The following is a 25116-nucleotide window of genomic DNA, read 5'->3' on the forward strand; positions in this document are numbered from 1 at the left end:
CCCTCGCCGCCGTTGCCCCATCGCCTCAGCTGGCCGCGATGCGACCACGTTCGCCTTGGGCCTGTGCACTCGCGTCGTCAGCTGAGCTGCCCTCGTGGCGCTGCTCCAGCCGGGCAGCCAGCCCACGAGCCTGCGGAGTCGGCGTCGCGTCGACCTCGGCGAGCCGGGTGGTCAGCAAGGTCAGCGTCCGCGGGATGGCGTCGAGCTGCCCGAGGCGTTCCTGCAGCCGCATGATGTCGCGGTAGAGCAGTTCGTTGTGCGGATCGAAGGCCCGCGCGACTTCCAGCAGATCCAGGGTCTGCTGGGGATCGGAGTCCACCAGGGCGCGGGCCAGCGCGGCGACGGCGTCGATGGCGTCGCGGCGGATCGCCTCACGTGCGGGCTCGATCCACTCGTTCGACATGCCCTCGGCCAGCGGTCCGCCGTAGCTGTTGACCACCTCCCGGTACGCCTCGACACGAGCCTGGTCGGTCGAGGCCGCGCGACGAGCCGCGACGGCGTGCGCGAAGCGCCAGTAGTCACTGCGAACGCTCGCGGGATCGAGCCGGTAGCGCCCGTTGCTGGCGGAGACGATGTCGGTCACCGTGCCGTTCGTGGCGGTGGCCAGCGCGCTGCGCATCCGCGACAGCGCCGTGTGCAGCGCGTTGGTCGGCCGCGCCGGCGGGTCCTGGCCCCACAGGGCGGACACGAGCGTCTCGCGGGTGGCACCGTCAGGATGAAGCGCCAGCAGCACCAGCAACTCCTTGGTCCTGGGCTGCAAGGTGCCGGTGATCTCGTGCGCATCGCCGGTGGCGCCGGGTTCGGGGTGCCAGTGCACCCGCAGGTCACCGAGCACGGTCACGGTGATCAGCGCCGGGCTGGTGTCCTGTTCAGCGCCGCTGGTGGTGGTTGGCGGTGTCTCGGCCACGGGCTCGGCGGGCTCGCCGGTGGACGCCGGTTCGTTGGTCTCGCTTTCGCCGCGGTGCTCTGTCTCGTCGTTGGCCAGGCGCGACGGGACCGGCCGCTGGTCGCTGGAAGCCGCTGGGCGCAGACGGACGCCGGGCGGCTGAACATCGGCGGGGGCGAGGATCTCCAGCTCGGTGTCCGGCGGGGCGGGTGCAGTGACCGCAGCCGTGACTTCCAGCTCAACCTCGCCCGCGTCCGAACCGCCGGTCTCGAGCAGGTCAGCCTCGCCCGGCGAGATCTGATTGCTGCCGGCGGGGCTTGCCTTGACGATGCGAGGGCGCGGCGTCGATGGCGCGACCACGACGTCGTCGGCAGCCACGGGCGGGTCCGGCTCGGCGTCCCGGAGCAGCGTCAGCAGTTCGGCGGTGTCGTCGTCGCCGAGGCGGAACATCCGAGTGCCGCGCAGGGCCTCGCCCAAACCGGGGCCGGTGGCCGAGATCGTGCCGTCCTGGCGGATGTAGCAGGTGACGCCGGGTTGCCACTGGCCCAGCAGCAGCCCGGTGACGCCGAACGGCGCGCCGTTGTCCAAGACGGCCTGCAGCCGCTGATGGTGTGCTGGTGGCCGTGCCACCAGCACCAGAGGCGGCCAGGTTCCCGGCTCGGCGTCGGGCTTACGGCTTGCCGAGGCACGTACCAGGGTCTCGGCCTCTACCGCGTCCAGCGCGTCGTCCAGGTCGGCGACGATCCGCACGGCCGAGGGCAGGTGTCCCTGGGCTGCTCCGCGTCCGAGCAGCGAGACCAGGTCGTCGGCCGGGACGATGACAACCGCCCCGGCCGACGTCGCCAGGTGGCCTGCGGAGGTGGTGAGCGCGGTGACCAGCAGCGCGCGGGCCGCTGCGGGGGCGCCAGCGCCGACCAGCCCGAGGCCGCGGGCGGTCGCGAGGTCGAGGGCGACCTCGCGACCGTCGCGGACACCCAGACCTGGCGCGACGGTGGGGGGTCGGCCGGCGCCGGTCTGGGGTGCGCCCACCACGAGCGGTGGCGCAGGCGGGACACGTAGCGAACGCCGCTGTTCCTCCTCGTCCGGGTAGTCCTCGTCGAGGTCGATCTCGTCGTCGGCCTCGGCGCGCAGATGAGCAAGCCGCAACTGGTAGACCACCGGCGCGACGGGCAGGTCGTCGCGGTCACCGCTGCCGGGCCGGTACCGGCTGCGATAGCGGCGGCGGGCGACCATCAGCGCCGCGCTGACCGCGGCGGCCAGCCCGAGACCGACGAACAGCTCCGTTCCCCACCGGACGCCGGGGTCGCCCGTCGCGGGAGGGGTGTTCGTGCTGGTCGCGGCCGGTGGTGCCTGCTGGGTGGACGGTGCGGGTTGCGCTGGTGTGGACGGTTGGATGCTCGTCGGTGGCGCGGCGGAAGTCGGCGGGGCTGTGGTCGGCGGGGCGGGAGTCGTCTGGTGTGGGTCGGCCGGCTGCTGCGGCGGCACGGCTGGCGCGCTCGCCTCTCGCGGCAGGGCGAGTTCCTCGCCGGGGAAGATCAGGCTGGGTTTGGTGAAGCTGTGGCCGTTCGGCTGCGGCTTTCCCTTGTTGAGGTCGAAGATCTCCGGCCAGCGTGCGCCGTCGCCGAGGGTGCGTTCGGCGATGCGCCACAACGAGTCGTGGACTCCGTTCTGGGGTGCCAGCACGACCACCGACTCCGGATGCGCGGGAGCGGTGGCGGTGCTGTCTTTGGTGATGGTCTGAGTGGAGTAGACCGCGTTGCGGACCACCACGGTCTCCCCGGCGGGGGCCTGGTGTTGCCATGCGGGGGCGGTCGCCACGACTTGCGATCCGGTCCCGAGCGCTGTGGACAACGAGGTGACCGGTGCTGGTGCGGGCCGGTTGCCCAGCACTGCCAGCAGGACCGCGCCGACCAGGACGCCCGCCAGCGCGTGAACCGGACCGGCGGCGGAGAAGTCCGGCAACCGGGCCGCGTCGAATCCGCTGCGGGCCAGGTCGACCGTGCAACGCAGGACGTCGATGGTGAACGCGGCCCACGTGATCCAACACAAGCAGGCGAGGAAGTTCAGCAGGAACGTGGTCGTCATCGGGCCGAGCAGCACGCCCTGGACCTCGGCCCACGTCGGGACGTGGTTCGGCAACGGCCAGCCGATGTAGTGCCACAACGCCCAGGGCAAGCCCGCCACCAGCGCGAGCAACACGGTGCCCGCGACGAGACCTCGTAGCACCCGGCCGACGAACCGGAACATGCCGGCCAGCGCCCACCAGACGCGGCGGCCCGCGCTCGGTGGCCGTGCCGGTTCCCGGTCGGACTGGTGCGATGTCGAGGTCACAGCTGGCTCGTTTCCTTGGCGCTACAGGGCTTTAGGGTTCGATCCTCACCACTCCGCGAGGAATCGGAAGCAGGCGAGCCGGGGTGCGGTTTGTGCGGCAGCCGCCGACGCGCTCGAGCGTTGTCATGTCACTCCCGCCGTGACGCGGTCGGGCGCGTCTGCGCTGTCGGTGCGAGGCACAGCGGGCTGGGGCGGCACGGGCGCCTGGCCGTTCGTCGATGTCTTCGCCGCCGACGGTGCTCCGCTCGATGCAGTCGCGGCGGGCCTCTTCTTCTTGGCGGTACGGGGTGGTTTCCGGGATGTGAGCCACGCCGTCAGATCGGCGGCCGGAATGTTGGTGAACCGTGCCAGCTCGTCGATCTCCAGCACGTCGCTCGCGTCAGCGAGAACCTCACCGAGTTGCCGTTCCACCTCAGCGAGCTGCTCGGCGAGCACCGTCCGGCGCTGGGCGAGTTCACCGACCTCCTTGGCCGCAGCGGAACGCTTCGCGCGCCGGGCCGTGTCGGCCGCCTCGACGCGGCGATCGATCTCCTCGGCCGTGGCGATGTCGGTCGTAGCCATCCTGCTCTCCTTTCCGTTGACATGCCGATGCGAGCGTGGGGTGCTCTATGGGTCGATGGTCACCACCCCGCGCTGGGGATGAGCGCTGCCGGTTCCGTGGACGGTGAGACTGGAGATCCCGACCATGCCCAGCAGCTGCGTGTTCTGGGAGGCGGTGATGGTGACGTTGACCGTGTCGCCGGAGACGGTCACCGTTCCGGAGGCCCCGACCGTGGCGAGATAGCTTTGCGCGTCGGCGACCGCCTGAACCGGCACCAGTTGCAGCGTGCCGGTGCTGCGGTACGCGGAGAGGTCGATGGCCTGGGCGCCCGCGCGGGCTGCGGCCTCCGCTTGGCCGTTCGCCTTGACCTTTGCGGACAAGGCCAAGCCTCCGTCCAGGGTCAGTCCGGCCAGCGCGAGGATCCCGATGGTGAGCACCACGACGAACGCGGTCGCCCTGCCGTCGTCGGCCCGCCACCATGCCCGCCGCTGTGTTCGCCACCAGCGGCTCCATCGTGTCCGCCAGGGTGGCCGATGATGCTGTTCCTGGCGGATCATGCGCCGCCTCCGGACGTACTCCCCGAGACCGAGCGCCAGGTGTCGACTGGTTCGACAGCGGTGGCGGACAAGCGTTTCTGGCCGGGAACACCGAGGATCAGCGCGTCGCCGAAGTCGACCGCACACGACACCGTCACGCTGACCGTGCCGCCCGGTCGCATCCCGCCGGTGGCGGTGTCCACGCTCAGCGACGCGCATGTCACTCCGGCCGAGGACAGCGCGTTGGTGGCGGTGGACTGCGCCGCCGCGGTCGCGGTGGCCGAGGTGCGTTCGATGCTCGCCGCGCGGGCCGCTTGATGCGCGGCGTCGTCCAGCCGCAGCCGGGCATCCACCCCTCGGTGGATCACCACGGCGACGAACACGAGCAGCATGACCAGAAACGGCGCCGCTATGGTGACTTCCGCAGCCACTGAGCCACGGTCCGCGCGCCACCAGGCCACCCACCAACCCCAGCGGGTGCGATAGCGCCCCAGCGGGCGTTCTGGACCACCGGACGGGCACGTCTCGGCTGTCCAGGTGGCGGGCGGGTTCGTGGTCGTCATGGCGTCCGATCACCTGCCACTGGCCAGATCGGGAACGAACCGTTCGACCGGGCCGGACGCCTCGGCGTGCACCGGCAAGCTGAGGAACGGGACCACCGACGTCGCGGTCCCGGAAATCCGGATCGACGCGGAATTCGCGGTGCGGTCGGCACCGACACTGGTGCCGGTCAACGGGCCGCGCGCGAGCTGATCGAGCATCTGCTGCGCACTCGCGCTGCCCGCGGCCGCGGTGCCGTTCTGGGCTCGCGCCGCGGCGAGCCCCTGGGACGCCGCGGCCTGGGCGATGTGAGTCGCATGCGACCACAGCGCGAACTGCACGATCGCCAGCAGCATCAACAGAAGCAGCGGCGCCGCGATCACCAGCTCCGCGCTGACCGCGCCGCGGTCACCACGCAGCAGCAGCCGGATACGGCCTCGCGAGACCGTCCTCCCGCGCGCAGGCCGCGGCCGGCCATCACCGCGGCCTCTGTCGGCGCGGTGACGATGATGGCGGCGGCGCCACCGTTGTGCCTGCTCCCCGCGCATCACGGCTACAGGTTGATGCCGTTGGCCTTGGCGGTGACCTTCGCGATGATGATCGCGATGATCGCCAACGCGGCCACCACCAGCAGCGCTGTCACCAGCACGGTTTCGGTCGAGTACCCGGCCTCGGGTTCCCGGCGCAGCAGTTCCCACCGCGCCTTCACCGTCGTCCACAATGCCACCAGGTAGAGGTGCATCGCGCTTCTCCTCCCATTTCCACGTGCCCCGCAACTCACAGTCCATTGAGGACTAGCGTCAGTGCGGGGTAGGCGATGAACGCCAAGAAGCCCAGGAACAACGCCATCACCGGCAGCGACATGCGTTCGGTGGCGGCCTGGGCGTCGCCTTCGGCGTCGGTGATCTGGTGGGTGCGCAGGGCACCGGCCTTGGCCGCGAGCGAGGTGCGGACCTTCGCGCCCTCGGTGCCGGCCAGGCTGACCGAGGCGGCGAGCTCGGACAGCTCGGTGACGTCGAGTTCCTCACCGAGCTGGCGCAGCGTCGCCCACGGTGTCGTGCGGGTCAGCCGGGCGGTGTCCAGGGCTCGGCGGATCTGCTCGAACGCCCAACCTCGGCCGATGGCGACTGAGTCGTTGAGCGCGCTGTCGACCCCGGCGCCACCGGCGAGGGTGATCCACACCAGGTCGAGGTAGGCGGACAGGGCGTGGCGGAACCCGGTGCGCAGCTTCGCCGCGTCGGACCTCGCTTGCAGGTCGGGCAGGAAGAATCCGGCAGCGGCCAGGACGAGTCCGGCGATGATCGGGAACTCGATCCCCAGCGACAATCCGGCCAAGGTGAGCAGCAGTTGCAGCAGAACCGGGGCGAGCAGACCGGCGATCGCCAGTGTCGCCTTCTCGGCCAGATGGGTCGCGACCGGGCGTCCGATGACGGCCAGATCGCGAGCCAGCCGCTCGCCGGGCAGACCGAGCGCGCGTAGCGGCGCGATGAACGGGCGGCCGAGCTTGGCCGCCCACCCGGTGTCCTCGGTGGCCAGGATCGGTGTCGGCGCTGGCGCCGCCGTGCTGCGTGCCAGGACCGCGCCCAGTGCGGGCCGGGGCGGGAACGCCCACACCGCCAGCGCCCACAGGCCCAGGCCGAGCCCGGCTCCCAGAATCAGTGCGGTGATCACGGGTTACACCTGCCTCTCGGCGACGAGCGCGGGCTGGTCCTCGGAGTCGGCGGCCAGGGACAAGAACCGTTCGGGCTCGGCGACCCTGGCGACCCGCACAAGCCACGCGAACCCCAGTCCAAACAGGATCCCGATGCCCAGCAGGACGATCTGCCCGGTCGCGGAGTCGTAGGCGGACAGGTACGGGCGGTTGAGCAGCACCACGGCCACGGCGAAGCACAAGGTGGTGCCGACGATCACCCGCACGCTGGTCCGGGTCCGGGCGCGCCCGGCTTCGACCCGCATCCGCATCGAGGCTTGCTCGCGGGCGGTGTGCGCCAGCGAGCCGAGCAGGTCACCGAGCTGGCGGGCCTGCTGTTCGGCCGCGAGCACCAGCGCGGCGATGACGAGGTCGCCGGTGGGGTCGGCGAGCTGGTCGGCCAGGTGGCGCAGGGAGGGCGCCAACCGGTCTCCGTTCTCAATCCGCACCGCGAGGTCGGTGATCTCGCCGCGGATGGCCGGCGGCGCCAGCGGCGCGGTCGCGAGGATGGCCTGCTCCAGCCCAGCGGCGGCCGAGAGCGTGTCACGCAGCATCTCTGTCCAGGTCGCGATCGCCTCGATCCGCGCCACCCGACGTGCGTGCTCGGGGTCGCGGCCCAGGACACGGGGCAATGCCCAGACCGCGAGCCCAGCCAGCACGGCGCCGACAACCCAGCCGGTGGCCACACCAGTGAGCACACCCACCGCGATCGCCAGGCCGATCCGCAGCGCCTGGCGCTGATCTCGCGGCGCGGCTTGGGCGCGGCGCGTCTGCCCGCGGCGGAACAGTCCGGAGCGCCGGTTCACGTTCACACCGCGCCAGCCGATGATGACCAGCAACAATCCGACACCGACGCCGACGCCGAGCAGGGCCGAGAGGGCGGTGGTAGCGCTGATCGTGATGTTCACCGCGGCCACCACCCCTCCGGCTGCTCAAGCAAGCCGGGGTCGAACCCGGCATCGACGAGGTCGTCGAGGGTGTCGGTGCGCAGCGCCCCGGCCACCGGGCGGGCGCGGCGGTCCGCGCCGGGCCGGTAGACCTCGTTGGAGACCACCTGCGGGCCGTCGGCGCCGACCACCTCACGGATCGAGGACACGACGCGGGTTGTCCGGTCGGTGCCGCGGGCCAGGTGCACGACAAAGTGCACCGCCGAGGCGACCAGCAGGTTCGTCGCGTCCAGCGGGAGGCGTTCGACGCCTTGCGCGGCGTAGGAGGCCAGCCGGGTGAAGGCAATCCGTGAGCTGGAGGCGTGCAGCGTCGCCATCGAGCCGTCGTTGCCCTGCGACATCGCGTTGCACATCGGGATGACTTCCGGCCCCCGGATCTCGCCGACGATCACCCGGTCCGGCGACATGCGCAGGCCCCACCGGACGAGTTCGGCCTGGGAGATCGCGCCTTCGCCCTCGACGTTGGCTTCGCGGGCCTGGAAGGCGGTCACGTCGGCGTGGACGTCGGGGTCGAGTTCCAGGCCGAGTTCGAAGGCGTCCTCGATGGTCACGATCCGCTCCATCGAGTCCATCTCCGACGCGAGCGCTCGCAGCAGGGTGGTCTTGCCTGCGCCGGTGCCGCCGGTGATCAGGATGTTCTTGCGCGCCCGGACCAGCGCGCGCAGGAACTGCTCCAGGCCGGGGTCGATGGTGCCGCGGGCGCGCAGTTCGGGCAGGGTCACCGTGAGGTAGCCGTGCCGGCGGATCGACAGCGAGGTCACGCCGCCTGCGGTCAGGCCCATCACCGCGAACAACCGCTCCCCGCCGGGGAGTTGGAGGTTGACCGCCGGGGAGCCGTAGTCGAAGCGGCGTTCCTGGCTGGACGCGCGGGCCGCGAGCAGCCGGACCAGGTCGGTCAGCTCCTCGTTCGAGCCCGCGATCGGGGCGACCCGCGCGCGGCGGCCGTCGTTGTACTGCACGAAGACCCGGTCGTAGCGGTTGGCGTTGATCGTCTCCACCGTCGGGTCGTCCAGCAGTGGCTGCAGGCCGGCCATGCCGAACAGTTCGTTGATGACCTCGGTGATCACCCGCTGTTCGACATCCCGGCCGACGAGCGACCGGTTGTCCATCAGCTCGTTCTCGCTGTGCGCGGCGACCGCATCCTCCAGGATCGCCCGCGCCAGCTCACGGCGGGCCTCCCTGGTGACCGGGGCGCCGGTGCGGCGCTGCTGGGCATCGACCCGCAGCGGCAGCTCGGTGCCGAGCGTGTCGCGCAGGTGCTGGCGAAGTCGCCCGACGGCCTCGGTCGCCTGCACCGGTTCCGGGCCGCTCGGCGCTGGTTGCGGGGTCGCCTGCGCCCAGCTGGGGTGGCCGGACGTGTTGGCCGGTTGCCAACCTGACGGTTGTCCCTGCTGCTGGTGCGGACGCAGAGGTACCGGAGCCGGATACCCGTTAGGCGGAGGGGTGTTGGGCGGGTACGTCATGACGCTTGCCCTCCGCGCGAAGTGTTCTCGGTGTTCGGCGGCAGGGGTGCCGGCGCAAGTCGCAAACCGTTGGCCGAGACCGGGCTGGTGGGCACGCCGGGCACCGCGCGCAGCACCTGCATCGGCTGGTTGTCGGCCAGTGCCTGCCGGGGCAACGCAGGCGGCGGTGCCTGTTCGGCGATGAGCACTTTCGCCACCTTGTGCGCGACCTGCCCCAGCGCCGAATGGGCCGGTCCGCTGCGGCCCCACCGCAGCGTGCTGGGCCGTCCACACAGCACGGCCGCCCCGTGCGGATCGTCAGGCACGCGGCCCAGCGGCAGCACTCCGAGTTCGCGAGCGACTTCAGCGGTGGAATACCCCTCGCCGACCAGCAACATCGCCGGATGCGCGGTCCAACGGCCGATCGCCGGCAGGCGACGGGCCAGGTGCGCGAGGTCGTCGGCGTGCGCACGGGTCAGCAAGACCATCGCGTCGGCCGAGCGCACGATCGGCATCGCCGGAGACCCGGCATCGATCCGACCGCAGTCGACGATCACCACGGCATCCGGCGCGCTCGCGGCGGTCCGCAGGACGCCCGCGCCAGTGGTCGGGTCGGCCAGCGCGGACAACGCCGCTCGCGCGCGGTCGGCGTCCGGTGGCGCGGCCACCACCGGCAGCCCGCCCGGCAGGGTCTGCGCGTGCTGCCACAGCAACGCCGGGTCGTCGCTACGCCGGGCGGCGACCGCCAAGCTCACCAGCCCCGGCGCCGATTCCAGCGAGAACCGCGTCCCGACGTCCCCGCCGGACGGGTCGGCCTCCACCAGCAGCGCGCGGGCAGGCGATGGCCAGCGCGCGGCCAGCGCGACCGAGAACGTGGTCACCCCAGGCGACCCTTTCACCGACAGCACCGCCACCAACATCACTGACCACTTCCCGGAAGCATCACGATCGACAACTGGCCCGCGGGCACGGCGGCGATCTGGCGGGCGGCGGCCTGGCTCAACTGCACCGACACCACCGTGACCTGCTGATTCGGCGGCGAGGTCACGCTGGTGACCACCGCCGGCCACACCGTCGTGGAGTCCGGCGTCGGCGGGCTGGCAAGCGCGGCGCCTGATTGGCCCGGCACGAACACCACCGACACGTGCGCGCCCGGCGACACCTCCACCGGGAACTGACCCGCCTTCAACGACAACGCCGCGATCGCCTGCCCTGCCACGGGAACACCGGCACCGCTCACCGCGTCCAGGGTCAGCAGCGCGCCGGCGGGCAAGCTCGCGGACAGCGTCTTACCCACCACGCTGGCCGCTTGGTTCGCGTCCACAACAGACACACCGGGGTCGACGGCGACGTTGACCTGCTTGAGATCCTGCGCGGTCAGGACCTGCCCGACCGCCACCGGCCGCGCCAACGCCAAGACCGTTTCCCGGTTCCCGGAGTTCAGCGACACCACCAGGAACGCGGCGGCACACGCCAGCACAAGCAGCGCACCCAGCAGCAGATGCGGGATGCTGCGGCGTCGTTTCGTCCCACGCAGCCGCGAAGCGGGCTTCTTGCCGTCCGCGACCCAGGGACCGCTGGCCGACTTCGTGGATCGGTCGGTGTCCGGCTGAGTCGTGATGTTCGTGGTCACGCCGGTACCTCCTCCAGGCATGGGGGTAGTGCGCCGCGTCGCTGAGGTTCTTCAGCGAGCGGAAGGACGGGTCAGTTGTTTGTGTTGTTATGAAAGGAGGTGCTGCCCGAGAGAGGTCAGCCGCCGCCGTTGTTGAGGGCTTGGGACTCCGCGACACGGAAGGCCGCGTTACCGGTCGTGGTCAGGTCCGGGAACGTTCCGCCTTGGCCCGCGCCCGCCCAGGTGACCGTCCAGTGCACCGTGGCGGCGACCGGGAACGCTTGCCCCGCTTGCTTCGCGGACGAGGTGCGGTAGGTGTGGCCGCAGTCCGGCGACGGCGCCTTCGGGTCACTACCGGCTCGGAACGGTGTGCCCGCCCCGGTACACGTCACCGTGCTGCCGTCGCCCATGGACCAAGTCACCGACGTCGGCGTCGCGGTGGCCGTCACCGATACGCCCGGCACGGAGGCTGTCGCCGATACCGGCCCCCACCCGCTCGACAGCCACATCCACGTCGGCAAGTTCACCAGCTGATCGCCGACAGGGTTCGCCGCGATCGTCGGTGTGGGCAGCCGCAACTGCTTGCGCGCCATCTGCGCCAACTCGGCCGGCGAGGGCAACTGCGCCGCACCGGGTTGCTGTCCATCCGCGATCCACACCGGTGGCCGGTACAGCCCGTCGGTGACGCCCGCGGTCGAGCATTGCCATACGTACCAAGAACCTTGCTGGCCCTGTGCTGGTTGAGCGGCTTGCGCCAGGACCACTCCACCCGCTGCTGGGCGAGTGAAGACAGCGGGTTGCACGGTCGCGCCGCCGGTGTTCAGTGGCTTGGTGAAGGCGGCGGTGACCACACCACCGGACGGCGGCTGGTAGTCGCTCTTCACGTAGGAACACTTGGCCAGGTTCGAGTTCCCACCGATGATCGTGTCGCCGGGGTTGCTGTTGCCCTTGCCTGGGTTGCCGGTGCCCGGACGTCCCGGCTTGTTGCCGTTGCCTGGGTTCCCCGGTTTGCTGTTGTCGCCGCCTTTGCCCGCGCCGAGATCGCAGACCGGGGCCGGCGTCTGGTCACACGTCGTGCTGCCATAGCCGCCGTCGGCGAGCGCCGGAGCCACACCGAATATGCCGCCGACGACCACCAGTCCTGTCACGATTGAAACGCGTCGTAGTTTCAGCATGTCCCCGCCTCGTGAACGCCGTACTCCGAGACCTTCCATGATCCGTCCGCCTGCTTCTGGACGATGGCGTTGATCAGGTGCCGACCGCCCGGAGTGTCGTTGGCGAGCTGGCCGGTGTCGGCCTTGTACTTCAACCAGCGCGAATCATCGGAGCAGTCCGTGATCACGATCTTGTTCGGATTGTCAGGAGGCTCGACGGAGGACACCGAAGGCTCGTAGGTGGGTTCGCCCTTGGTCACCAAGCCGTTGTAGTGATCTGCGTACAAGGCCCGTGACATGTTCGTCAGCGCGATCCCGGTCGCGTACCGCCCCAGCTTCGGCGACTGCCAGTCCGATGTGGTCCCAGCGGCGACGAAGTCCTGCCACATACCTCGGTACGACGCGAGGGCGTCCTGCTTGGCTTTGTCCACAACAGACAATGCCGTGGTCGACGGAACCGAAGTCGTTGACGCCTGCCCGGTCGGCTGGGTCGTGCCGGACGATGGGGTGTTCGTGCCGGAACTACACGCGGCGAGGATCGCCAACGTGGCTCCCAGGCCGAGCATCGCCCTGGCTCGGCGCCCACTAACGATCAAGACCTTGCGGGCTACCACACCCCACCCCCCAGACATCAGTGAAGATCGTCTATCGTTTTCGTGATACACACCACGTCTACACCACCCACCCCCACCGACTGCAAAGTGTGTAGGCGACTGACTTTGAAGTCGGAAAGGCATTTTCTATAGATCTTCACTCTTTTGGGCGATAGGCATCACTGTCTGAGGTTGCCTGCGTGACACTGGAGGCGCGACCAGCACTTTCTGGGGGTAGGCAGTGGCAAATCGACTACAGAACGTTATAAGTGTCGGTGTCGGTTGATGTCCGCCGCGTTCATCACGGCGTGGGCGGGGGTGGGAATCCTCGTTGGCGCCGCCCTGGCATTCGGCTCCCAACGCCTGCTCACGACACCTCCGATCGCAGCCCTCGCGATGCGGCTCACCGCCACGCTCCTGACCGCCCTCATGTTCGGCGCCCTCGCCTGGCGCTTCGGTCATCAGTTCGACTTGCTGCCGTACAGCGTGCTCGCCGCACTCGGTGTAGCACTCGGCGTGATCGACGTCCTCGAGCAACGACTACCCAGCGTGCTCGTCTACTCGGGCGTCGCCATCGTCGGCGCGATGCTGGCGACCTCGGCGATCCTGCACTCCAAAGGCCCGGACTTCGTGCGCGCCCTGGTCGGCATGGCAGTCATCGCCATCCTCTACCTGGTACTTGCGTTGGTGTCCGGAGGCGGGCTGGGGGCCGGCGATGTGAAACTGGGCGGTCTACTCGGCCTCGCGCTCGGCTGGTTGAGCTGGTCGGCACTCGTCACGGCAACCGTCCTCGGCTGGTTCGCAGCCGCCCTGGTGTGGCTCCTGGTTCGAGCGACCCGACGAAGACCGCAGGGCTCACTGGTGCCCATGGGACCGTTTCTCCTGGTCGGGGCGTTGATCACGATCGTGGGCGTTCCGGGGTGACGTTCGCTGAAGCTTCGCCTGCCGTCACGATGGCACCTCGGAGTAGTCGACGGCCCCACTCGACAACGCCTGCTGTGCACGGGAAAGGCGCTGGGCCATGTCCGGCCGTAGCCTTCGACTGGCTTCCTCGGGCTCGAACATCGCGAACTCGCTGACTTCAGGGTCGATCGCGCGCACGTTGGCCAACTGATCTCCAGTCAGCGTCCCGCCGTCGAAGATGAACACGAGCTGGTCGTCCCATGGACCGTGGGCGCCGACCCAGTCCAGCACGAGTAGCCGCCCCGCGGTGATGGTGACGCCGAGTTCCTCCACAAGTTCGCGCTCTGCTGCCTTGCGGGGTGGCTCGTTGCTTTCAGCCATCCCGCCGGGCAGGTCCCAGTGCTCCTTGTATGTCGGATTCACCAGCAGGATTCGACCTGACTCGTCACGAAGCAAGACGTCGGCAGCCACGCGCTTGCGGGCCTGCTTGGCGTTCCCTTCGGCGAGGTAGGCGAAACGGGCCTCGTCGTCTGTCAGACCGGCCACGTGACAGTGCGCCCTTCCTGCTTACCGGGGACGTGGCTCATCGCGGCCAGCGCTGTCAGGAATGCCGCTACTTCGGGCAGGCGTCGAACCGCCGCCAAGGATTGGCCGAGTTCGCTCAGGCGCTGCACCACGCGGGCCGAGCTGAGCGACGTGGTCAACTGACACACCTCTTGGCCCAGCGACGCGGCCTCATCCGGACGTCCTGCTTCAAGCAGGACGTTCGCGAGGGTGAGCTGACCGAACGCACGGCTACGCACGCGATCTCCCGACCTGAGCCGGATCACCTCTCTGGCTTGGCGTTCGGCTTCCCGGTACTCCGTCAACCGTAGGAAGCACAGGGCAGCCTCACTCGCAAGGGAAGCATCGTCGAAATTCGCGATCCAGTCGGCGGCAGGTTCGTTGTTCGCGCCGGTCAAGATGCGCTCAGCCGTGTCCAACTCCTGAGTGCAACTTGTTCGTTCTCCTCGCAGCGCGAAGGCGCGTGCTCGCATGGCGTGCAGGCGGGCCAATAGCTGCACGGCGCCTGGCGTCTCGCGGGTTCGGTCGAGTCCGACAGTGGCGATCCGAAGGGCGTTGTTCGCCTGGTCGAGCTCGATCGCAAGATGTGCCATCGAAGCGCAAGCGTTTCCAGCCAACGCTTGATTGTGGGCGGCCGTCGCCAGCCGAAAGGCTCGGTCAAAGTGTTGATGCGCCAGGGCATCTCGCCCGCCGTCATGTGACATCCAGCCCGCGATCTCCGTCATTGACGCCGCAGCCGCGAACAGAGCCGAGCCATGAACTCCATCTCCCGGATCGAGCAGGCGTGGCCCGATCTCAAGGTTGAGGTATCGCACAACCGACGGGTACAACACTCCGCCGCCAACACGCCGGTCGGCGGTCTGGAATGCCTGGGCGGTTACCTGGATTCTTTCAACGACTCCAAGGCCGTGGTCGTCCCGCAGCGAAAGTTGCCCGATCGCGGTTGGGGACAACTCGTTGATAGCGGGAGCGCGTGTCATCGGGCCGACGTTGTTTAGGAGATCGGCGAGCGCTTCCGGTGAGAGTTCCAATGCCTTGGCGAGGTCGGGCTGATTCCATGGCTGCGGCGTGCCGGTACCGCGTTCCCACCGGCCGACCGTGGACCGTTCAGTCCCCAGGCGCTCGGCCAGCGTCTCCTGGGTGAATCCCATCGCCGCGCGGCGTCGTGCGAGGCCGTCGCGTCGCGTCGCCATGCTCGTCCCCGTTCCGTCGACCAGCCCCGATGTTCCCGTCGTCATTTGCCCAGGTCAAGCCTAGGAGTGTACGAGGCTCGATCTCTCGTTGATCTTCCGTAGCCAAGTCTCTGGGGCCGCGGCCGGGCCTGCGGTCGCTGGAGCGGCCGACTTCTGGCAGCGTGCATCACCATTCCAGAGGTTCGCGGTCGTAGAAGAATCCACCGGTGGGGCCGTCGTCGGGCAGCGTGGCGAGCCAGACGGGCGTGTCGGCACCCTGCTCGACCGTGCGAGGAGCGTTCGGGCCGCCGAGGTCGGTGCGGACCCAGCCGGGGGACGCGGAGTTCACCAGGATCCCGGTGCCGGCGAGTTCCGCCGCGAGGACCCGTGTGACGGCGTTGAGGGCCGCCTTGGAGACGCGGTAGGCGGGCTCGGTGGACCGCGTCATGTGATGCAGAGAGCCGAGCGTGCTGGACAGGTTGACGATCCTGCCGTAACCGGCGGTACGCATCGCGGGAACGACAGCTTCGGCGCATTGCCAGGCGCCGAGCACGTTCACCTGCCAGACACGGGCGGCCAGGTCGACGTCGATGTGCGACGGCTGTTGGTCTCCGTCGCTGATCCCAGCGTTGTTCACGAGGATGTCGATCCGGCCGTGCCGGTCGAGGGTGTGCTGGACCGCTGCGGCGATGGTGTCAGATTCGGTCACATCGAGGCGTACGCCGGAGGCGGCCCATCCTCGGCCGACGAGATCGGTCGCGGTCCGGTTCGCCTGTTCGACGTCGCGGGCGGTGGCGACGACATGGATATCGCGTTCGGCGAGCTGTCCGGCGATGGCGTAGCCGATACCCCGGTTCGCGCCCGTCACGAGCGCGACCCTGCGAGAGCTGTGCATTCGTTAGGCGGCCAGGTCGGCGAGGTGGAGATCGAGCTTCTGGACCCGAGCCTCCCGGTCGTGGTGCGACATCGCGCGCCGCGCTTCGCGGATGGTGTGGATGGAACGCACCGAGCCGGTGTGGGCGGCGAGGTCGGCCGCGGTGTGGAGGTCGTCGCAGGCGAGGTCGAGGTCATTGGCGTGCAGGTGCGCTTCGGCGCTGCGGACGTGGTAGATCGTGCGGTCTCGGACGTACTGGGGGTTCATGCTGCTCAGCGCGTTGTCGATCAGCGGGCGAGCCTTGGCGGGCTGGCGCAGGTCGACCCAGCAGGCAGCGGCCTGCGCAGCGAGCTCCGACTCGTCGAAGAAGTAGATCCAGTCAGGTTCCGGGTTCTGGGACGTGGTCGCGTCGAGTCGTCGTTCGGCATCGTTGAGGGCGTGACCGCAGGACGCCGCGTCGCCCGCTTTCGCGTACGCCCGCGCCTTCCGGCTGGCCAGCAGCGCCCGAAGACGGGGAGTGGCGGTGTGCTTGGTCCGGTCCTCGGCGGCGTCGATCAGGGCGATGGCTTCCTGGTGGTGGCCGGTCAGCGTTGCCTGGAAGCTCATGCACGCCAAGACGTGCGCGCCGGTCAGGGAGTCGTTCGCGCTGGCCGAGGACCGTAGGGCCGCGACGTAGTAGGACTGGGCGGCGGCATGGTGGGCCGCGTCGAAGTGCAGCCATCCGCACAGGCGGGCTGCCTCGGTGACGAGACTGAACAGCCGCTGCCCGGCGGAGGTGCTGTAGTCCGCTTGATCGGCGAGACGAGTCAGCCAGTTGAATTCCGCGACCGCGAGCTGGTGGAGCTCGCGTCCGCCAAACTCGTCATCGAGCTGGCGAAGGTCGGCGAGCCGGTGGTCGAGCCGGTCCAGGACCGTGGCGGACAGGCGCGGGTCGCGCTGCTCGGGCAGCGCGACCGTGGTCGGTGGAAGGACACCGGTCAGGGCTGAACCCCATCGGTCTGCAACGCCAGCGAGCGCGGCACCCGTGATGATCAAGAACCCCCGGCGATCCATCGTGCCTCCCGCGACCTCGTGAAGAACCTGCATCGTCCCGGTGATCGACCAAGGTGGCTCCAGGACGCTGGCCTGCCCGGCGTGGTGCCAGTCCGGCCAGTTGAACGCAGCGGCCACGTCGCGCGCAACCTCAAGCTCGGACGTCCGGCCAGCGGGAGGACTGGCGAGTTGATCAGGACCGAGGAGAGCGGCGAGGGCGTCGCGGGACAAGTCGAGGGCTTTGGCGAGGTCTGGCTGGTTCCACGGCTGCGGCGTGCCCGTGCCGCGCTCCCAGCGTCCTACCGTGGATCGTTCGAGCCCGAGGCGCTCGGCGAGCGTGTCCTGGGTGAAACCCATCGCCGCGCGGCGTCGTGCCAGGCCGTCTCGTCGTGCTGCCATGCTCGTCCCCGTCCGGCTAGACCGCCCCTGATATTCCCGTCGCCGTTTGGCCAGGTCAAGACTAGGGCCACAAGACACCAAAAGCCCGGCAGGCCGGCGGATCAGCGGAGTGACCGGAAAACACGCGTACGAGCTGCCTTTTTGTTCGTTGAGAAGCATCACCGACTGTGGCGTGGCGTGGGTACCATTCCCTCACGCGTCCGATCGCGGCGAGTAAATATGCCTCCTCGGGGCTGCGGCGTCCAAGACACCGCCGAGAAGCCTGGTTACACACGGTGTCAACCCGCTTCACCCGATTGACGTAGACGCCGCTCGGTCAACGTTTGGGCAGGTCATCGGGGATGACGCTCCATCCGCGCCCCATCGCCGCCCCACCGCCGCTCTGGTCCGCTCCCCGTGGCGATCGTTTAGTTGATCGGTGTTCGCAGCCGCAACCACCAGCAGTTTTGGAACCGGCAACGGGCACCTCCCGGCTGGCGCACCGAATGGTCACCGGGTGCCGATCGCAGGCCGCTCTTGACGGCCTGCGGCGGACGACAAACGACGCAACAAACCAAATAGGGACTCGCTGACTATTGGAGTAGATGATGCTCTCCCAGCGATTCGCGACGCCCTGCGCGCCGCGATGCCCACAGACTCAGCTCGCTGTGCCGTGTTTGTTCGTGCAGCCGGTGTGTCGACGGGAATGGAGTAGGGACACCGCGCGAGGCGGTGCCGCACGATGAACACCGGACCCTGGTCCATCGCGTGCCGTGATGTCGCCGGCCGCGAGAGGACCCTGCGTGTTGTCGTGCGTGGCTCGGAGGTCGTGGTCATGGCTCCCCCTGGGGAAGTCGCGGTCCTCGACCGCGCCGCCACCGCCCAGTTCCGCTCCGCCGTCATGCAAGCCACCGAGGTGGCGACCACACCCGCGCCAGGTGCACCTGGCCCTTTCACGGCAACCGGCATGGCGGGCACGGCGGAGCAGAACAACGGCGGTCTTCCCCCAACCGCCGAGGGGCGCCCTGCTCTGCTGTCATGTCGCGGCGGGACCACGACCCCGATACCTGGTCTCGCCGCGATCCCCGCCATCAGGGGTGAGGCCGGATGATTGCCGTGGTCATCACGGCGAGCGCCGCGCTGGCGTTTGTCTGTTGCCTGCTGCGGCTGGCGTGGCGGCGTCGGCAGACCGAATCCGCTTACGCCGGTTCGCATCGCCGCGCGCCGCGCCAGCCCCCGAACCGTGTCCTGCGGCACGCGATCGCCACGGCCGGAACACATGGCCTCGGCATGATCAGAAAAACCGACGGCTCATGAGGCGGTCATGTCCGACCGTGCCCGCCGCGACCTTGCTTCGTCGACTGGGATGGCACCACCGCAAAGTCGACTGCCGCGACGGCGACGGCCAGCGGTCCGCGCTGCACCTGCGGCGGCGCACTCCCGCGGACGTCGAGATCGAGCTGCCCGGCGGACGGCTTGCGCGGCTGACCAACGCCGAGGCCGGGCAGCTCCGGGCGGCACTCCGCGACGTTCTGCTCGCCGAGCACCCGCCGCACCGAGCGGGGGCCGTCTAGCCAGATGTTGAAGCCAGGCCGGATTTCTCGCCGTGCCTTCGGACGAGCGCGCGCTCGCGACACCGACTGCGGTCGGGCGGAAGCGGTTCGACGACGCCTTCCGCCCGGCCGCCACCAGCACCCACCCCTCTCGAGGAGGACCGACTCATGACCGCCGTCATCGACGACCACCCCGCCCTGGCTGAGCAGAAGCCTGACCAACGAGCGCGGGACTACAGGGACGTGTTCGCGTGGCCAACCACCATCGACAGCGTCACCGGTGATGTCCGCCTTCAGCTTGGCACGACCGTCGACGCGCTTATCATGCGCGCCGGGTTTGCCGGGGAGGTCAACAACTTCCTTGCGCGGCACATGTTGCGCGCGCCCATCATCGTGGTTCCCGGCGATCCCAACGACTGGATCTTCCTCACCCAGCCACGCACGCCCCTGCGCCAGTCGTCCTGGGACGACCTGGTGCGCATCCAGGTCGGCTGGAAACAACGCGGTGACTCCATCTTGCTTCCCGCTTTGGACAACGTGGACGAAGGCGTGCGGTGGCTTGAACAACCGCAACCACACATGACCCTTCCGCCGTGGACCGCAGTGGTCGGCGCGGCCCGCTCGACGTCCTCGCTGTGCGGGACGTGGTGAACATGCCGATCGGCACCCCCGCTCACCGACATCCGCGCCACGCCATTGTGATCGCCTCCGGCGGGTTGGACTCCACCGTGCTGGCGTACTGGCTAGCCGCGCGCGGGGCCGAGCTGACGCTGTTGTCCTTCGACTACGGCCAACGGCACCGAGTCGAACTTGAGTACGCGGCCGAGATCGCGCGACTGCTCAACTGTCCACACGAGACCGTTGAGCTTTCGATGCTCGGTCGGCTGCTGGTCGGCTCGGCCCTGACCGACACCGACGTGGCGGTGCCTGACGGCTACTACACCGACGAGTCGATGCGTGCCACCGTCGTCCCGAACCGCAACGCGATCATGCTCGACATCGCCGTCTCCGTGGCTGTTGCCCGCAAGGCCGATGTGGTCGCGTTCGGTGCGCATGCCGGTGATCACGCCGTTTACCCGGACTGTCGACCGGAGTTCGTCGAGCGGTTCACCCGGTCGGTCCGCACCGCCAACGAGGGGCTGCTGGTCGACGATTTCGAGATCCTCGCCCCGTTTCTCACCCAGAGCAAGACCGACATCGTCCGCATTGGCACGGCACTGGACGTTCCGTTCGAGCGGACGTGGTCGTGCTACCGGGGCGAGGCGACGCACTGTGGGACATGCGGAACCTGCACTGAACGCAAGGAAGCGTTCCAACAGAACGGCATCACCGACCCCACCAGCTACCGCTGCGCGTGACGAGGTGATGATGATGACGGAGGCGGAACTCGGCTCGCCAACTGGGCCTGGGCGGGGCCGTCGTTCCTCGCGCCACGGCTCGCGCGTGTTGGGTTGCGAACCGGTACAGCGTGGCGAGGGGATCGTTCCTGCCGCCCAAGCACCCAGCACGGTAGCGCACCAGGCGGCAACGCCGCCAGCGCCCTCCGCCTCCGGACCGCAGTCACACTCGTTGATGCCGCTGCTGTCCGAGCCGTACCTGCGCCGCGCGTTGCGCCAATGCGGCCGGCGAGCTTCGGCACCCGGTGCTGACGACATGACCTGGGGCCACCTTCGCCGCGAGGCCCGCGTGATGCTGCCGCAACTGGCCATCGAACTCGCAAGCGGAACGTGGCAGCCCGGACCGATCCGCGACGTACGGCTCCCCACCTACACCGGCAAAGAGATGCACACCTTCATCCCCACCGTGCGGGATCGACTGGTGCACCGCGCGCTGCGCAACGCCCTCGAACCGGTGCTGGAAGCGAGCGCCTTCCGCGATTGGGTGTCCGGATTCCGTCCGCGCCGCAACCGCATCACCTCCCTGCGTCAGGCCGCTGGGTATAGCCGCGCGGGCTTCCGGTGGGTCGCCGATCTCGACGTCGCCTCGGTGTCGGAAGGCGCGACGATCGACGAAGTCATCGACTGGCATGCCGAGCACATCCACGACGGCACCTTCCTGGCCCGCCTCCGTACCGCGCTCGCCGCGATGCCGAGCCCCATCGCGCCGGGCTCCGGCCTGGCGCCCATGCTGATCAATCTCCGATTGTCCCAAGTGGATAAACGAGTCTCTGGGCTTCGGGTCGTCCGCTTCGCCGACAACTATGTCGCTTTCGCCCGAACCCGCGAGGACGCGCAGGAGGCGTTCTACACCATCAGCGACGCACTCCTGCAGCTTCGGCTGCGGCCCAACGAGGCCAAGAGCCGTATCCGCGACGACGCCAACGTCGAAGACCTTTTCCTGATCGGCGGCTGAGGCATGAACCTGGAATGGATCGAGGTCACCGGCGGAGTCTGCGCCTTCGGGGACGACGCCCGCCCTATCCAGGTCGCCACTTTGTTGTGGACGCGCACCCCGATCGCCTACGGACACCTGCCGAGCGAGCACCCTGGCCTCGGGCCGCGGTTCCCCGTCGCCGAGATCAGCCACGCCGAGGCGACCGAGATCGCCAGCCGATTGGGCGGGCGGTTGCCACGCTCGGCGGAGTGGGAGTGGATGGCCGCCGGAGCTGACCGCCGACGCTGGCCGTGGGGCAACGCACCGTGGCAGGCGGCGTTCGCGAACCTGCGCGACTCCGGGCACGGCACGGTCACCCCGGTCGACACCCACCCTGACGGTGCCACACCCGAGGGCCTGCTCGATGTCGCGGGCAACGTGTGGGAGTGGACCGCCAGCACCGCGATGAGCGACGGAGTCATCATCCGTGGCGGTTCCTATGCCGCGCCACCGCTGTATGCGCAGTGCACGTTCCTCAACGCCGCGCCCGCTGAACTGCGCTCGCGCGGCATCGGCCTGCGGGTGGTGCGCGAACCATGACCCTTCGGCCGCCCAGCACGCGCATCCTCGCGCCCGACCAGGGTTTGATCATCCTCAACTGTTCGCGGGAGAAGCTCGTCACCAGCGCCCCGGTTGCGGCGCTTGATCTCTACCAGGGCGCGTGCGTTCCGCAGGCGCGTGATCACTTCGCCGCAGATCCTTCTCGCCGAGCCCGTATCCGTATCCTCTCGGCCGCGCACGGCCTGCTGCGTCCCGAGAAGGCGATCAGCACCTACGACCACCGGCTCACGAACCGGGTCGACGCCGTGCGTCTGCACGAGCGGACGGTCTCCGGGCAACTGGACGCCGAATTGGCGGAGACACCGTCGTTGCGGCACCTGTTGATCGTGGTCGAGCCGTTGTACCTGCTCGCCTTGCAGCGCGTGTTCGACCACCTCGACCGGTTCGATCAGATTGCGGTCATCCCGGACCCGTGGGGATGGTGGGACGGGTTGACCTACCTCCACCAGTGGGGGTGGGCGTGACCACGCTGCACGAGGAACTGTTGCGCCGCAACAATTTCCACACCAGCAGCACTCGCAGCCGGGAAGCCATATCCGGGATCGGGTGGCACGAGCCCACGCCGTCGGAGCTTTCACTGGCCGCCGTGCGCACCCTGTCGGTCGTCGTCCCGGCCTACAACGTCAGCTACTGCCTGCCGGCTGTGCTCGACGCCTTGGAAGGCCAGCACCATCGGCTCGGGTTCGAGGTCATCGTCGTCGACGACGCCAGCACGGACACCACGGCTGCCATCGCTGCCCGACACCCGGTCGTCACCACCGTCCTGCGGCTCCCAGAACGCGCGGGCGGGGCCACCGCACGCAACCTCGGCACCGCGCTCGCCCGCGGGCAAACGGTCCTCTACCTCGACGCCGACATGGTCCTGCCCCCACACGTGATCACCGACATCACCGCCCGCGCCACCGACACCACGGTGCTCGTCGGCTTCCGCCACAACCTGCCCTACGACCTGCACCAGGGCGGACGCGGCGTCTTGGCCGAGCATCCCCAACTCGGCGCAGACCATCGGGTCGTATGGCGGCCACCGGTCGGCCGCCCGTTGCTCTACACCGGCGTCACGCTGACCGAGCGCCTGGACGGCCGTCCGCTGGACCACACCCACGACTTCGTCGACCTCGGCTACGGCCAGCGCTATGTCGACTGGGACCTGCCCCGCATGGTCGTCACCTGCCTCGTCGCCGTTCCACGCGCCGCCGTCCTCAACGTCGGAGGGTTCGATCCCGAGTTCGGACGGATCGGCTGGGGCATGGAAGACACGTACCTCGGCGCGTGTCTGATCGCGAGCGGGCTGCTGGTGATCCCGCTGCGGCAAGTCGTCGGGTTCCACCTCGATCCACCGGACGCGGAACAGCAATGGCAACGCAAGCTCGCCACCTGGCCCGGCACCCTCGCCCGCTACTGGGACCTGATGCGACGGCCCGCCCCGACCGGCCGCACCCACTCGTTCATCGCCGAGGTAAGCGAGCTGCTGCGCACCTGCGAGGTGCTGCGACCCCACTAGCGCCAGCGACGGACCCCTGCATCGAAAGCCGCAACGACGACAACGACGAGAAGGAAGACACTGCCCGATGATCGACCCGATCTCCCTCGCGGTCGGCGCTGGCCTGTTCGCCACAGGGCTGCTGGCCGGCAAGCTGACTCGCCGCCGCGCACCCGCAGACACCACGCCGAAACCGTTGTGCGGCTGCTCGCATGGGCTGGAACAGCACGACCCTGACACCAACGAGTGCCACGGCCAGATCCTGCACAAGGATGCGCGCACCGAGGACGGTACCTGGATCGGAAACCAGTGGGTGCCTTGTACCTGCCGCCAGTACGTCGGCCCGAAGCCGTTCGAGGAGCTGTACGCCCCGCCGATGCTGCCACCGCAGGACACGCTGTGATCGGGCGACGTACCGCCATGACGCGGACCTTCACGGCGCGGACACACGGTACCGGGTTCGTCGTCCATGACCCGCTGACCGGGCTAACCCACCGCACTGGTGCCGAACTCGCCTCCGGCCGGATCCGGCTGTCCGACGACGCCCTCTTCTCCTGGCCCGAGATCCACCCGGCGGCCTTGCACGCCGACGTACCGATCAGCGTGTGCTGGTCGCCCTTGGTGCGCTGTAACCTCGCCTGCCCCCACTGCCTGGACGACAAGTCCGTGCCCGAACTGGCTCGACCCGACCGGCACCGCATCGCGCGGCTGGTCGCCGAGTCCGCGATCCTGGGCGTGGACATCTCCGGTGGCGAACCACTGCTGCTGCGCGAACTGCCCGAGCTGATCGACGTACTCGTCGCGGGCGGCTGCGCGGTCAGCGTCACCACCAACGGAACGCACCTGGTCCGCCGTGCCGAAGCCCTAGCGTCCCGCGTGGACGCCGTGCGGGTCAGTCTCGACGGCCCGGACGCCGAACGCCACGACCGCTGGCGCGGCGCGGGCAGTTTCGAGCGCGCCGTCGCCGGAATCCGCGCAGCGGTCGCCCACGGCATCCCAACCCAGATCCAGACCGTGCTTCTGCGCTCCACCGCGCGGGCCAGCGTCCGGCCGCTGGTCGAGTTGGCCGCCGCGCTCGGTGTGCACGGGGTGACCTTCCTGCAGATGCTCCCCATCGGAGAAGGTGCCGCACTGGCCAGCACCGAGCAGTTGACCGACGACGAGGCCACCGACCTCCTTGCCGAGCTGAGCGCCACGTCGGCCGTACCCGTACGCCTGCGCACTCGCGAAGCAGCCGGGGGTTTCACCGTGATCCGAGCCGACGGCCAGGTATGGCGCAATCAGCCGGACGCGCAGGCCATCAGCTCCCTGCGCCCGCTGCTTGGGGTCAACGACCTCGCACTGACTGCGAGGGACGGCTCGGCATGAACGACTCCTCGAACCGCTCCGGCGTAGCCCGGCTGAAAGTACGCATCGCATTGCAGGAGGAAGGGCGATGAACACGCCGACGAGCGAACAACTCGAGCAGTTCGCGCGGGTGCTGGGAGACCTGCTGCGGACCGCCCGGAAAGAACGCGGCTGGACCCGCAAGCAGATGCGCGCCGAAATGGGCGCTGACGACGAGGACGAGCTGTCCCTGCAAACTCTCGCCACCTACGAACTCGGCACACGCCGCATATCCGTCGAGCGGCTGGTCGAACTGTGCGCCGTGCTGAAGCAGCGGCCCGACGAGCTGTTGCTCCGCGCGACCACCCTCGCGTTCGGCAGCGATCACGACGGTCGCGTCAAGGTCGACCTGTCGGCCCTCGCTCATACGACCGACCCCCGACTGCAGCCCCTCCAGCGATGGGCGACGGTCCGAGCCCGCCAATGCCCGGTCGGACGTACCCCCGTCGAAGAACTGGACGCCCACGCACTGACGGCACTTGCCGGGATCGCCGGATCTCCCATGTACGACCTCGTGCAAGCCCTGCGTGAGCTCCAAGGCGCATAGGACCTGCGATCGCCTCACTGA

Annotated in this window: 30 protein-coding genes; 13 read left to right on the forward strand and 17 right to left on the reverse strand. The window is 69.3% G+C overall.

The features are described 5' to 3' along the window. Positions 1-25: 25 nt before the first annotated feature. From SACMADRAFT_RS00260 to SACMADRAFT_RS00320, 13 genes are all read right to left on the reverse strand, one after another. Positions 26-3217 (reverse strand): BTAD domain-containing putative transcriptional regulator, encoded by a 3192-nt coding sequence (locus SACMADRAFT_RS00260; protein WP_009151762.1) that lies wholly within the window; start codon positions 3215-3217, stop codon positions 26-28. Between the two features lie 123 nt (positions 3218-3340). Beyond that, positions 3341-3778 (reverse strand): SPX domain-containing protein, encoded by a 438-nt coding sequence (locus SACMADRAFT_RS00265; RefSeq protein WP_009151763.1) that lies wholly within the window; start codon positions 3776-3778, stop codon positions 3341-3343. A 45-nt stretch (positions 3779-3823) separates the two neighbouring features. After that, complete coding sequence (locus tag SACMADRAFT_RS00270) at positions 3824-4315, reverse strand: pilus assembly protein TadG-related protein (protein ID WP_009151764.1); 492 nt, start codon at positions 4313-4315, stop codon at positions 3824-3826. After that, a complete protein-coding gene (locus SACMADRAFT_RS00275; protein WP_009151765.1) occupies positions 4312-4857 on the reverse strand; it encodes a TadE/TadG family type IV pilus assembly protein in 546 nt (181 codons plus the stop codon). The genes SACMADRAFT_RS00270 and SACMADRAFT_RS00275 overlap by 4 nt, the downstream gene beginning before the upstream one ends. Before the next feature lie 9 nt (positions 4858-4866). Beyond that, complete coding sequence (locus tag SACMADRAFT_RS00280; RefSeq protein WP_408640365.1) at positions 4867-5382, reverse strand: TadE/TadG family type IV pilus assembly protein; 516 nt, start codon at positions 5380-5382, stop codon at positions 4867-4869. A gap of 5 nt (positions 5383-5387) precedes the next feature. Beyond that, positions 5388-5576, reverse strand: a complete 189-nt coding sequence (locus SACMADRAFT_RS00285; RefSeq protein ID WP_009151767.1) for a hypothetical protein — start codon at positions 5574-5576, stop codon at positions 5388-5390. A gap of 35 nt (positions 5577-5611) precedes the next feature. Then, entirely contained in the window at positions 5612-6505 is an 894-nt protein-coding gene (locus tag SACMADRAFT_RS00290; protein ID WP_009151768.1) for a type II secretion system F family protein, read from the reverse strand. A gap of 3 nt (positions 6506-6508) precedes the next feature. Then, complete coding sequence (locus SACMADRAFT_RS00295; RefSeq protein WP_009151769.1) at positions 6509-7441, reverse strand: type II secretion system F family protein; 933 nt, start codon at positions 7439-7441, stop codon at positions 6509-6511. Then, complete coding sequence (locus SACMADRAFT_RS00300) at positions 7429-8934, reverse strand: CpaF family protein (protein WP_009151770.1); 1506 nt, start codon at positions 8932-8934, stop codon at positions 7429-7431. Before SACMADRAFT_RS00300 ends, SACMADRAFT_RS00295 begins: the two co-directional genes overlap by 13 nt. Next, a complete protein-coding gene (locus SACMADRAFT_RS00305) occupies positions 8931-9794 on the reverse strand; it encodes a MinD/ParA family ATP-binding protein (RefSeq protein ID WP_232285507.1) in 864 nt (287 codons plus the stop codon). Before SACMADRAFT_RS00305 ends, SACMADRAFT_RS00300 begins: the two co-directional genes overlap by 4 nt. Before the next feature lie 38 nt (positions 9795-9832). After that, on the reverse strand, positions 9833-10546 hold the full coding sequence (locus SACMADRAFT_RS00310; RefSeq protein WP_009151772.1) for an SAF domain-containing protein: 714 nt from the start codon (positions 10544-10546) through the stop codon (positions 9833-9835). Positions 10547-10662: 116 nt separating this feature from the next. Then, a complete protein-coding gene (locus SACMADRAFT_RS00315) occupies positions 10663-11673 on the reverse strand; it encodes a hypothetical protein (protein WP_232285508.1) in 1011 nt (336 codons plus the stop codon). A 20-nt stretch (positions 11674-11693) separates the two neighbouring features. Beyond that, positions 11694-12110 (reverse strand): hypothetical protein, encoded by a 417-nt coding sequence (locus SACMADRAFT_RS00320; RefSeq protein ID WP_232285509.1) that lies wholly within the window; start codon positions 12108-12110, stop codon positions 11694-11696. Positions 12111-12557: 447 nt separating this feature from the next. On the opposite strand from SACMADRAFT_RS00320, the gene SACMADRAFT_RS00325 reads away from it, so the two are divergent. After that, the gene (locus tag SACMADRAFT_RS00325) at positions 12558-13196 is read left to right on the forward strand and encodes a prepilin peptidase (protein WP_009151775.1); all 639 of its coding nucleotides are present in this window, start codon (positions 12558-12560) and stop codon (positions 13194-13196) included. Between the two features lie 24 nt (positions 13197-13220). Here the strand turns inward: SACMADRAFT_RS00325 and SACMADRAFT_RS00330 are convergent, their stop codons facing one another. The 4 genes from SACMADRAFT_RS00330 to SACMADRAFT_RS00345 all read right to left on the reverse strand — a co-directional run bounded on the left by SACMADRAFT_RS00330 (position 13221) and on the right by SACMADRAFT_RS00345 (position 17174). Further along, a complete protein-coding gene (locus SACMADRAFT_RS00330) occupies positions 13221-13721 on the reverse strand; it encodes an NUDIX domain-containing protein (protein WP_009151776.1) in 501 nt (166 codons plus the stop codon). Beyond that, on the reverse strand, positions 13709-14977 hold the full coding sequence (locus SACMADRAFT_RS00335) for a helix-turn-helix domain-containing protein (protein ID WP_083840818.1): 1269 nt from the start codon (positions 14975-14977) through the stop codon (positions 13709-13711). Before SACMADRAFT_RS00335 ends, SACMADRAFT_RS00330 begins: the two co-directional genes overlap by 13 nt. 121 nt (positions 14978-15098) lie before the next feature. Continuing rightward, positions 15099-15779 (reverse strand): SDR family oxidoreductase, encoded by a 681-nt coding sequence (locus SACMADRAFT_RS00340; RefSeq protein ID WP_232285510.1) that lies wholly within the window; start codon positions 15777-15779, stop codon positions 15099-15101. A gap of 30 nt (positions 15780-15809) precedes the next feature. Then, complete coding sequence (locus SACMADRAFT_RS00345) at positions 15810-17174, reverse strand: helix-turn-helix domain-containing protein (RefSeq protein ID WP_040925471.1); 1365 nt, start codon at positions 17172-17174, stop codon at positions 15810-15812. A gap of 763 nt (positions 17175-17937) precedes the next feature. On the opposite strand from SACMADRAFT_RS00345, the gene SACMADRAFT_RS00350 reads away from it, so the two are divergent. The 12 genes from SACMADRAFT_RS00350 to SACMADRAFT_RS00405 all read left to right on the forward strand — a co-directional run bounded on the left by SACMADRAFT_RS00350 (position 17938) and on the right by SACMADRAFT_RS00405 (position 25095). Continuing rightward, on the forward strand, positions 17938-18306 hold the full coding sequence (locus tag SACMADRAFT_RS00350; RefSeq protein WP_009151780.1) for a hypothetical protein: 369 nt from the start codon (positions 17938-17940) through the stop codon (positions 18304-18306). Then, positions 18303-18512, forward strand: a complete 210-nt coding sequence (locus tag SACMADRAFT_RS00355) for a hypothetical protein (RefSeq protein ID WP_009151781.1) — start codon at positions 18303-18305, stop codon at positions 18510-18512. The genes SACMADRAFT_RS00350 and SACMADRAFT_RS00355 overlap by 4 nt, the downstream gene beginning before the upstream one ends. Positions 18513-18529: 17 nt before the next feature. Beyond that, positions 18530-18769: a hypothetical protein gene (locus SACMADRAFT_RS00360; RefSeq protein ID WP_101434365.1), complete on the forward strand. Its 240-nt coding sequence runs from the start codon at positions 18530-18532 to the stop codon at positions 18767-18769. A 147-nt stretch (positions 18770-18916) separates the two neighbouring features. Beyond that, positions 18917-19399, forward strand: coding sequence for a hypothetical protein (locus tag SACMADRAFT_RS00365; RefSeq protein ID WP_009151783.1), 483 nt, complete (start codon positions 18917-18919; stop codon positions 19397-19399). 2 nt (positions 19400-19401) lie between these two features. Beyond that, on the forward strand, positions 19402-20106 hold the full coding sequence (gene queC, locus SACMADRAFT_RS00370; protein WP_009151784.1) for a 7-cyano-7-deazaguanine synthase QueC: 705 nt from the start codon (positions 19402-19404) through the stop codon (positions 20104-20106). 214 nt (positions 20107-20320) lie between these two features. After that, the gene (locus tag SACMADRAFT_RS00375; RefSeq protein ID WP_009151785.1) at positions 20321-21100 is read left to right on the forward strand and encodes a reverse transcriptase domain-containing protein; all 780 of its coding nucleotides are present in this window, start codon (positions 20321-20323) and stop codon (positions 21098-21100) included. A 3-nt stretch (positions 21101-21103) separates the two neighbouring features. Continuing rightward, positions 21104-21661, forward strand: coding sequence for a formylglycine-generating enzyme family protein (locus SACMADRAFT_RS00380; RefSeq protein ID WP_009151786.1), 558 nt, complete (start codon positions 21104-21106; stop codon positions 21659-21661). Continuing rightward, positions 21658-22146 (forward strand): DUF6884 domain-containing protein, encoded by a 489-nt coding sequence (locus tag SACMADRAFT_RS00385; RefSeq protein ID WP_009151787.1) that lies wholly within the window; start codon positions 21658-21660, stop codon positions 22144-22146. Before SACMADRAFT_RS00380 ends, SACMADRAFT_RS00385 begins: the two co-directional genes overlap by 4 nt. Further along, entirely contained in the window at positions 22143-23183 is a 1041-nt protein-coding gene (locus tag SACMADRAFT_RS00390) for a glycosyltransferase (RefSeq protein ID WP_232285512.1), read from the forward strand. Before SACMADRAFT_RS00385 ends, SACMADRAFT_RS00390 begins: the two co-directional genes overlap by 4 nt. Before the next feature lie 67 nt (positions 23184-23250). After that, positions 23251-23565 carry a hypothetical protein gene (locus tag SACMADRAFT_RS00395; protein WP_009151789.1) on the forward strand — a complete coding sequence of 105 codons (315 nt, stop codon included), beginning with the start codon at positions 23251-23253 and terminating at the stop codon, positions 23563-23565. 17 nt (positions 23566-23582) lie between these two features. Further along, positions 23583-24530, forward strand: coding sequence for a radical SAM protein (locus SACMADRAFT_RS00400; RefSeq protein ID WP_040925472.1), 948 nt, complete (start codon positions 23583-23585; stop codon positions 24528-24530). A 67-nt stretch (positions 24531-24597) separates the two neighbouring features. Beyond that, complete coding sequence (locus SACMADRAFT_RS00405; protein WP_009151791.1) at positions 24598-25095, forward strand: helix-turn-helix domain-containing protein; 498 nt, start codon at positions 24598-24600, stop codon at positions 25093-25095. Positions 25096-25116: the final 21 nt, after the last annotated feature.

This window comes from Saccharomonospora marina XMU15 (assembly GCF_000244955.1).
GTDB lineage: Bacteria > Actinomycetota > Actinomycetes > Mycobacteriales > Pseudonocardiaceae > Saccharomonospora_A > Saccharomonospora_A marina.

What these genes read in the sequence shown, in the direction of transcription:
- SACMADRAFT_RS00265 (WP_009151763.1), bottom strand. Translation starts at nt 3,778, where the DNA reads ATGGCTACGACCGACATCGCCACGGCCGAGGAGATCGATCGCCGCGTC.
- SACMADRAFT_RS00270 (WP_009151764.1), bottom strand. Translation starts at nt 4,315, where the DNA reads ATGATCCGCCAGGAACAGCATCATCGGCCACCCTGGCGGACACGATGG.
- SACMADRAFT_RS00275 (WP_009151765.1), bottom strand. Translation starts at nt 4,857, where the DNA reads ATGACGACCACGAACCCGCCCGCCACCTGGACAGCCGAGACGTGCCCG.
- SACMADRAFT_RS00280 (WP_408640365.1), bottom strand. Translation starts at nt 5,382, where the DNA reads ATGCGCGGGGAGCAGGCACAACGGTGGCGCCGCCGCCATCATCGTCAC.
- SACMADRAFT_RS00285 (WP_009151767.1), bottom strand. Translation starts at nt 5,576, where the DNA reads ATGCACCTCTACCTGGTGGCATTGTGGACGACGGTGAAGGCGCGGTGG.
- SACMADRAFT_RS00300 (WP_009151770.1), bottom strand. Translation starts at nt 8,934, where the DNA reads ATGACGTACCCGCCCAACACCCCTCCGCCTAACGGGTATCCGGCTCCG.
- SACMADRAFT_RS00325 (WP_009151775.1), top strand. Translation starts at nt 12,558, where the DNA reads ATGTCCGCCGCGTTCATCACGGCGTGGGCGGGGGTGGGAATCCTCGTT.
- SACMADRAFT_RS00335 (WP_083840818.1), bottom strand. Translation starts at nt 14,977, where the DNA reads ATGACGACGGGAACATCGGGGCTGGTCGACGGAACGGGGACGAGCATG.
- SACMADRAFT_RS00345 (WP_040925471.1), bottom strand. Translation starts at nt 17,174, where the DNA reads ATGGGTTTCACCCAGGACACGCTCGCCGAGCGCCTCGGGCTCGAACGA.
- SACMADRAFT_RS00350 (WP_009151780.1), top strand. Translation starts at nt 17,938, where the DNA reads ATGAACACCGGACCCTGGTCCATCGCGTGCCGTGATGTCGCCGGCCGC.
- SACMADRAFT_RS00355 (WP_009151781.1), top strand. Translation starts at nt 18,303, where the DNA reads ATGATTGCCGTGGTCATCACGGCGAGCGCCGCGCTGGCGTTTGTCTGT.
- SACMADRAFT_RS00365 (WP_009151783.1), top strand. Translation starts at nt 18,917, where the DNA reads ATGACCGCCGTCATCGACGACCACCCCGCCCTGGCTGAGCAGAAGCCT.
- queC (WP_009151784.1), top strand. Translation starts at nt 19,402, where the DNA reads ATGCCGATCGGCACCCCCGCTCACCGACATCCGCGCCACGCCATTGTG.
- SACMADRAFT_RS00375 (WP_009151785.1), top strand. Translation starts at nt 20,321, where the DNA reads ATGCCGCTGCTGTCCGAGCCGTACCTGCGCCGCGCGTTGCGCCAATGC.
- SACMADRAFT_RS00380 (WP_009151786.1), top strand. Translation starts at nt 21,104, where the DNA reads ATGAACCTGGAATGGATCGAGGTCACCGGCGGAGTCTGCGCCTTCGGG.
- SACMADRAFT_RS00385 (WP_009151787.1), top strand. Translation starts at nt 21,658, where the DNA reads ATGACCCTTCGGCCGCCCAGCACGCGCATCCTCGCGCCCGACCAGGGT.
- SACMADRAFT_RS00395 (WP_009151789.1), top strand. Translation starts at nt 23,251, where the DNA reads ATGATCGACCCGATCTCCCTCGCGGTCGGCGCTGGCCTGTTCGCCACA.
- SACMADRAFT_RS00400 (WP_040925472.1), top strand. Translation starts at nt 23,583, where the DNA reads ATGACGCGGACCTTCACGGCGCGGACACACGGTACCGGGTTCGTCGTC.
- SACMADRAFT_RS00405 (WP_009151791.1), top strand. Translation starts at nt 24,598, where the DNA reads ATGAACACGCCGACGAGCGAACAACTCGAGCAGTTCGCGCGGGTGCTG.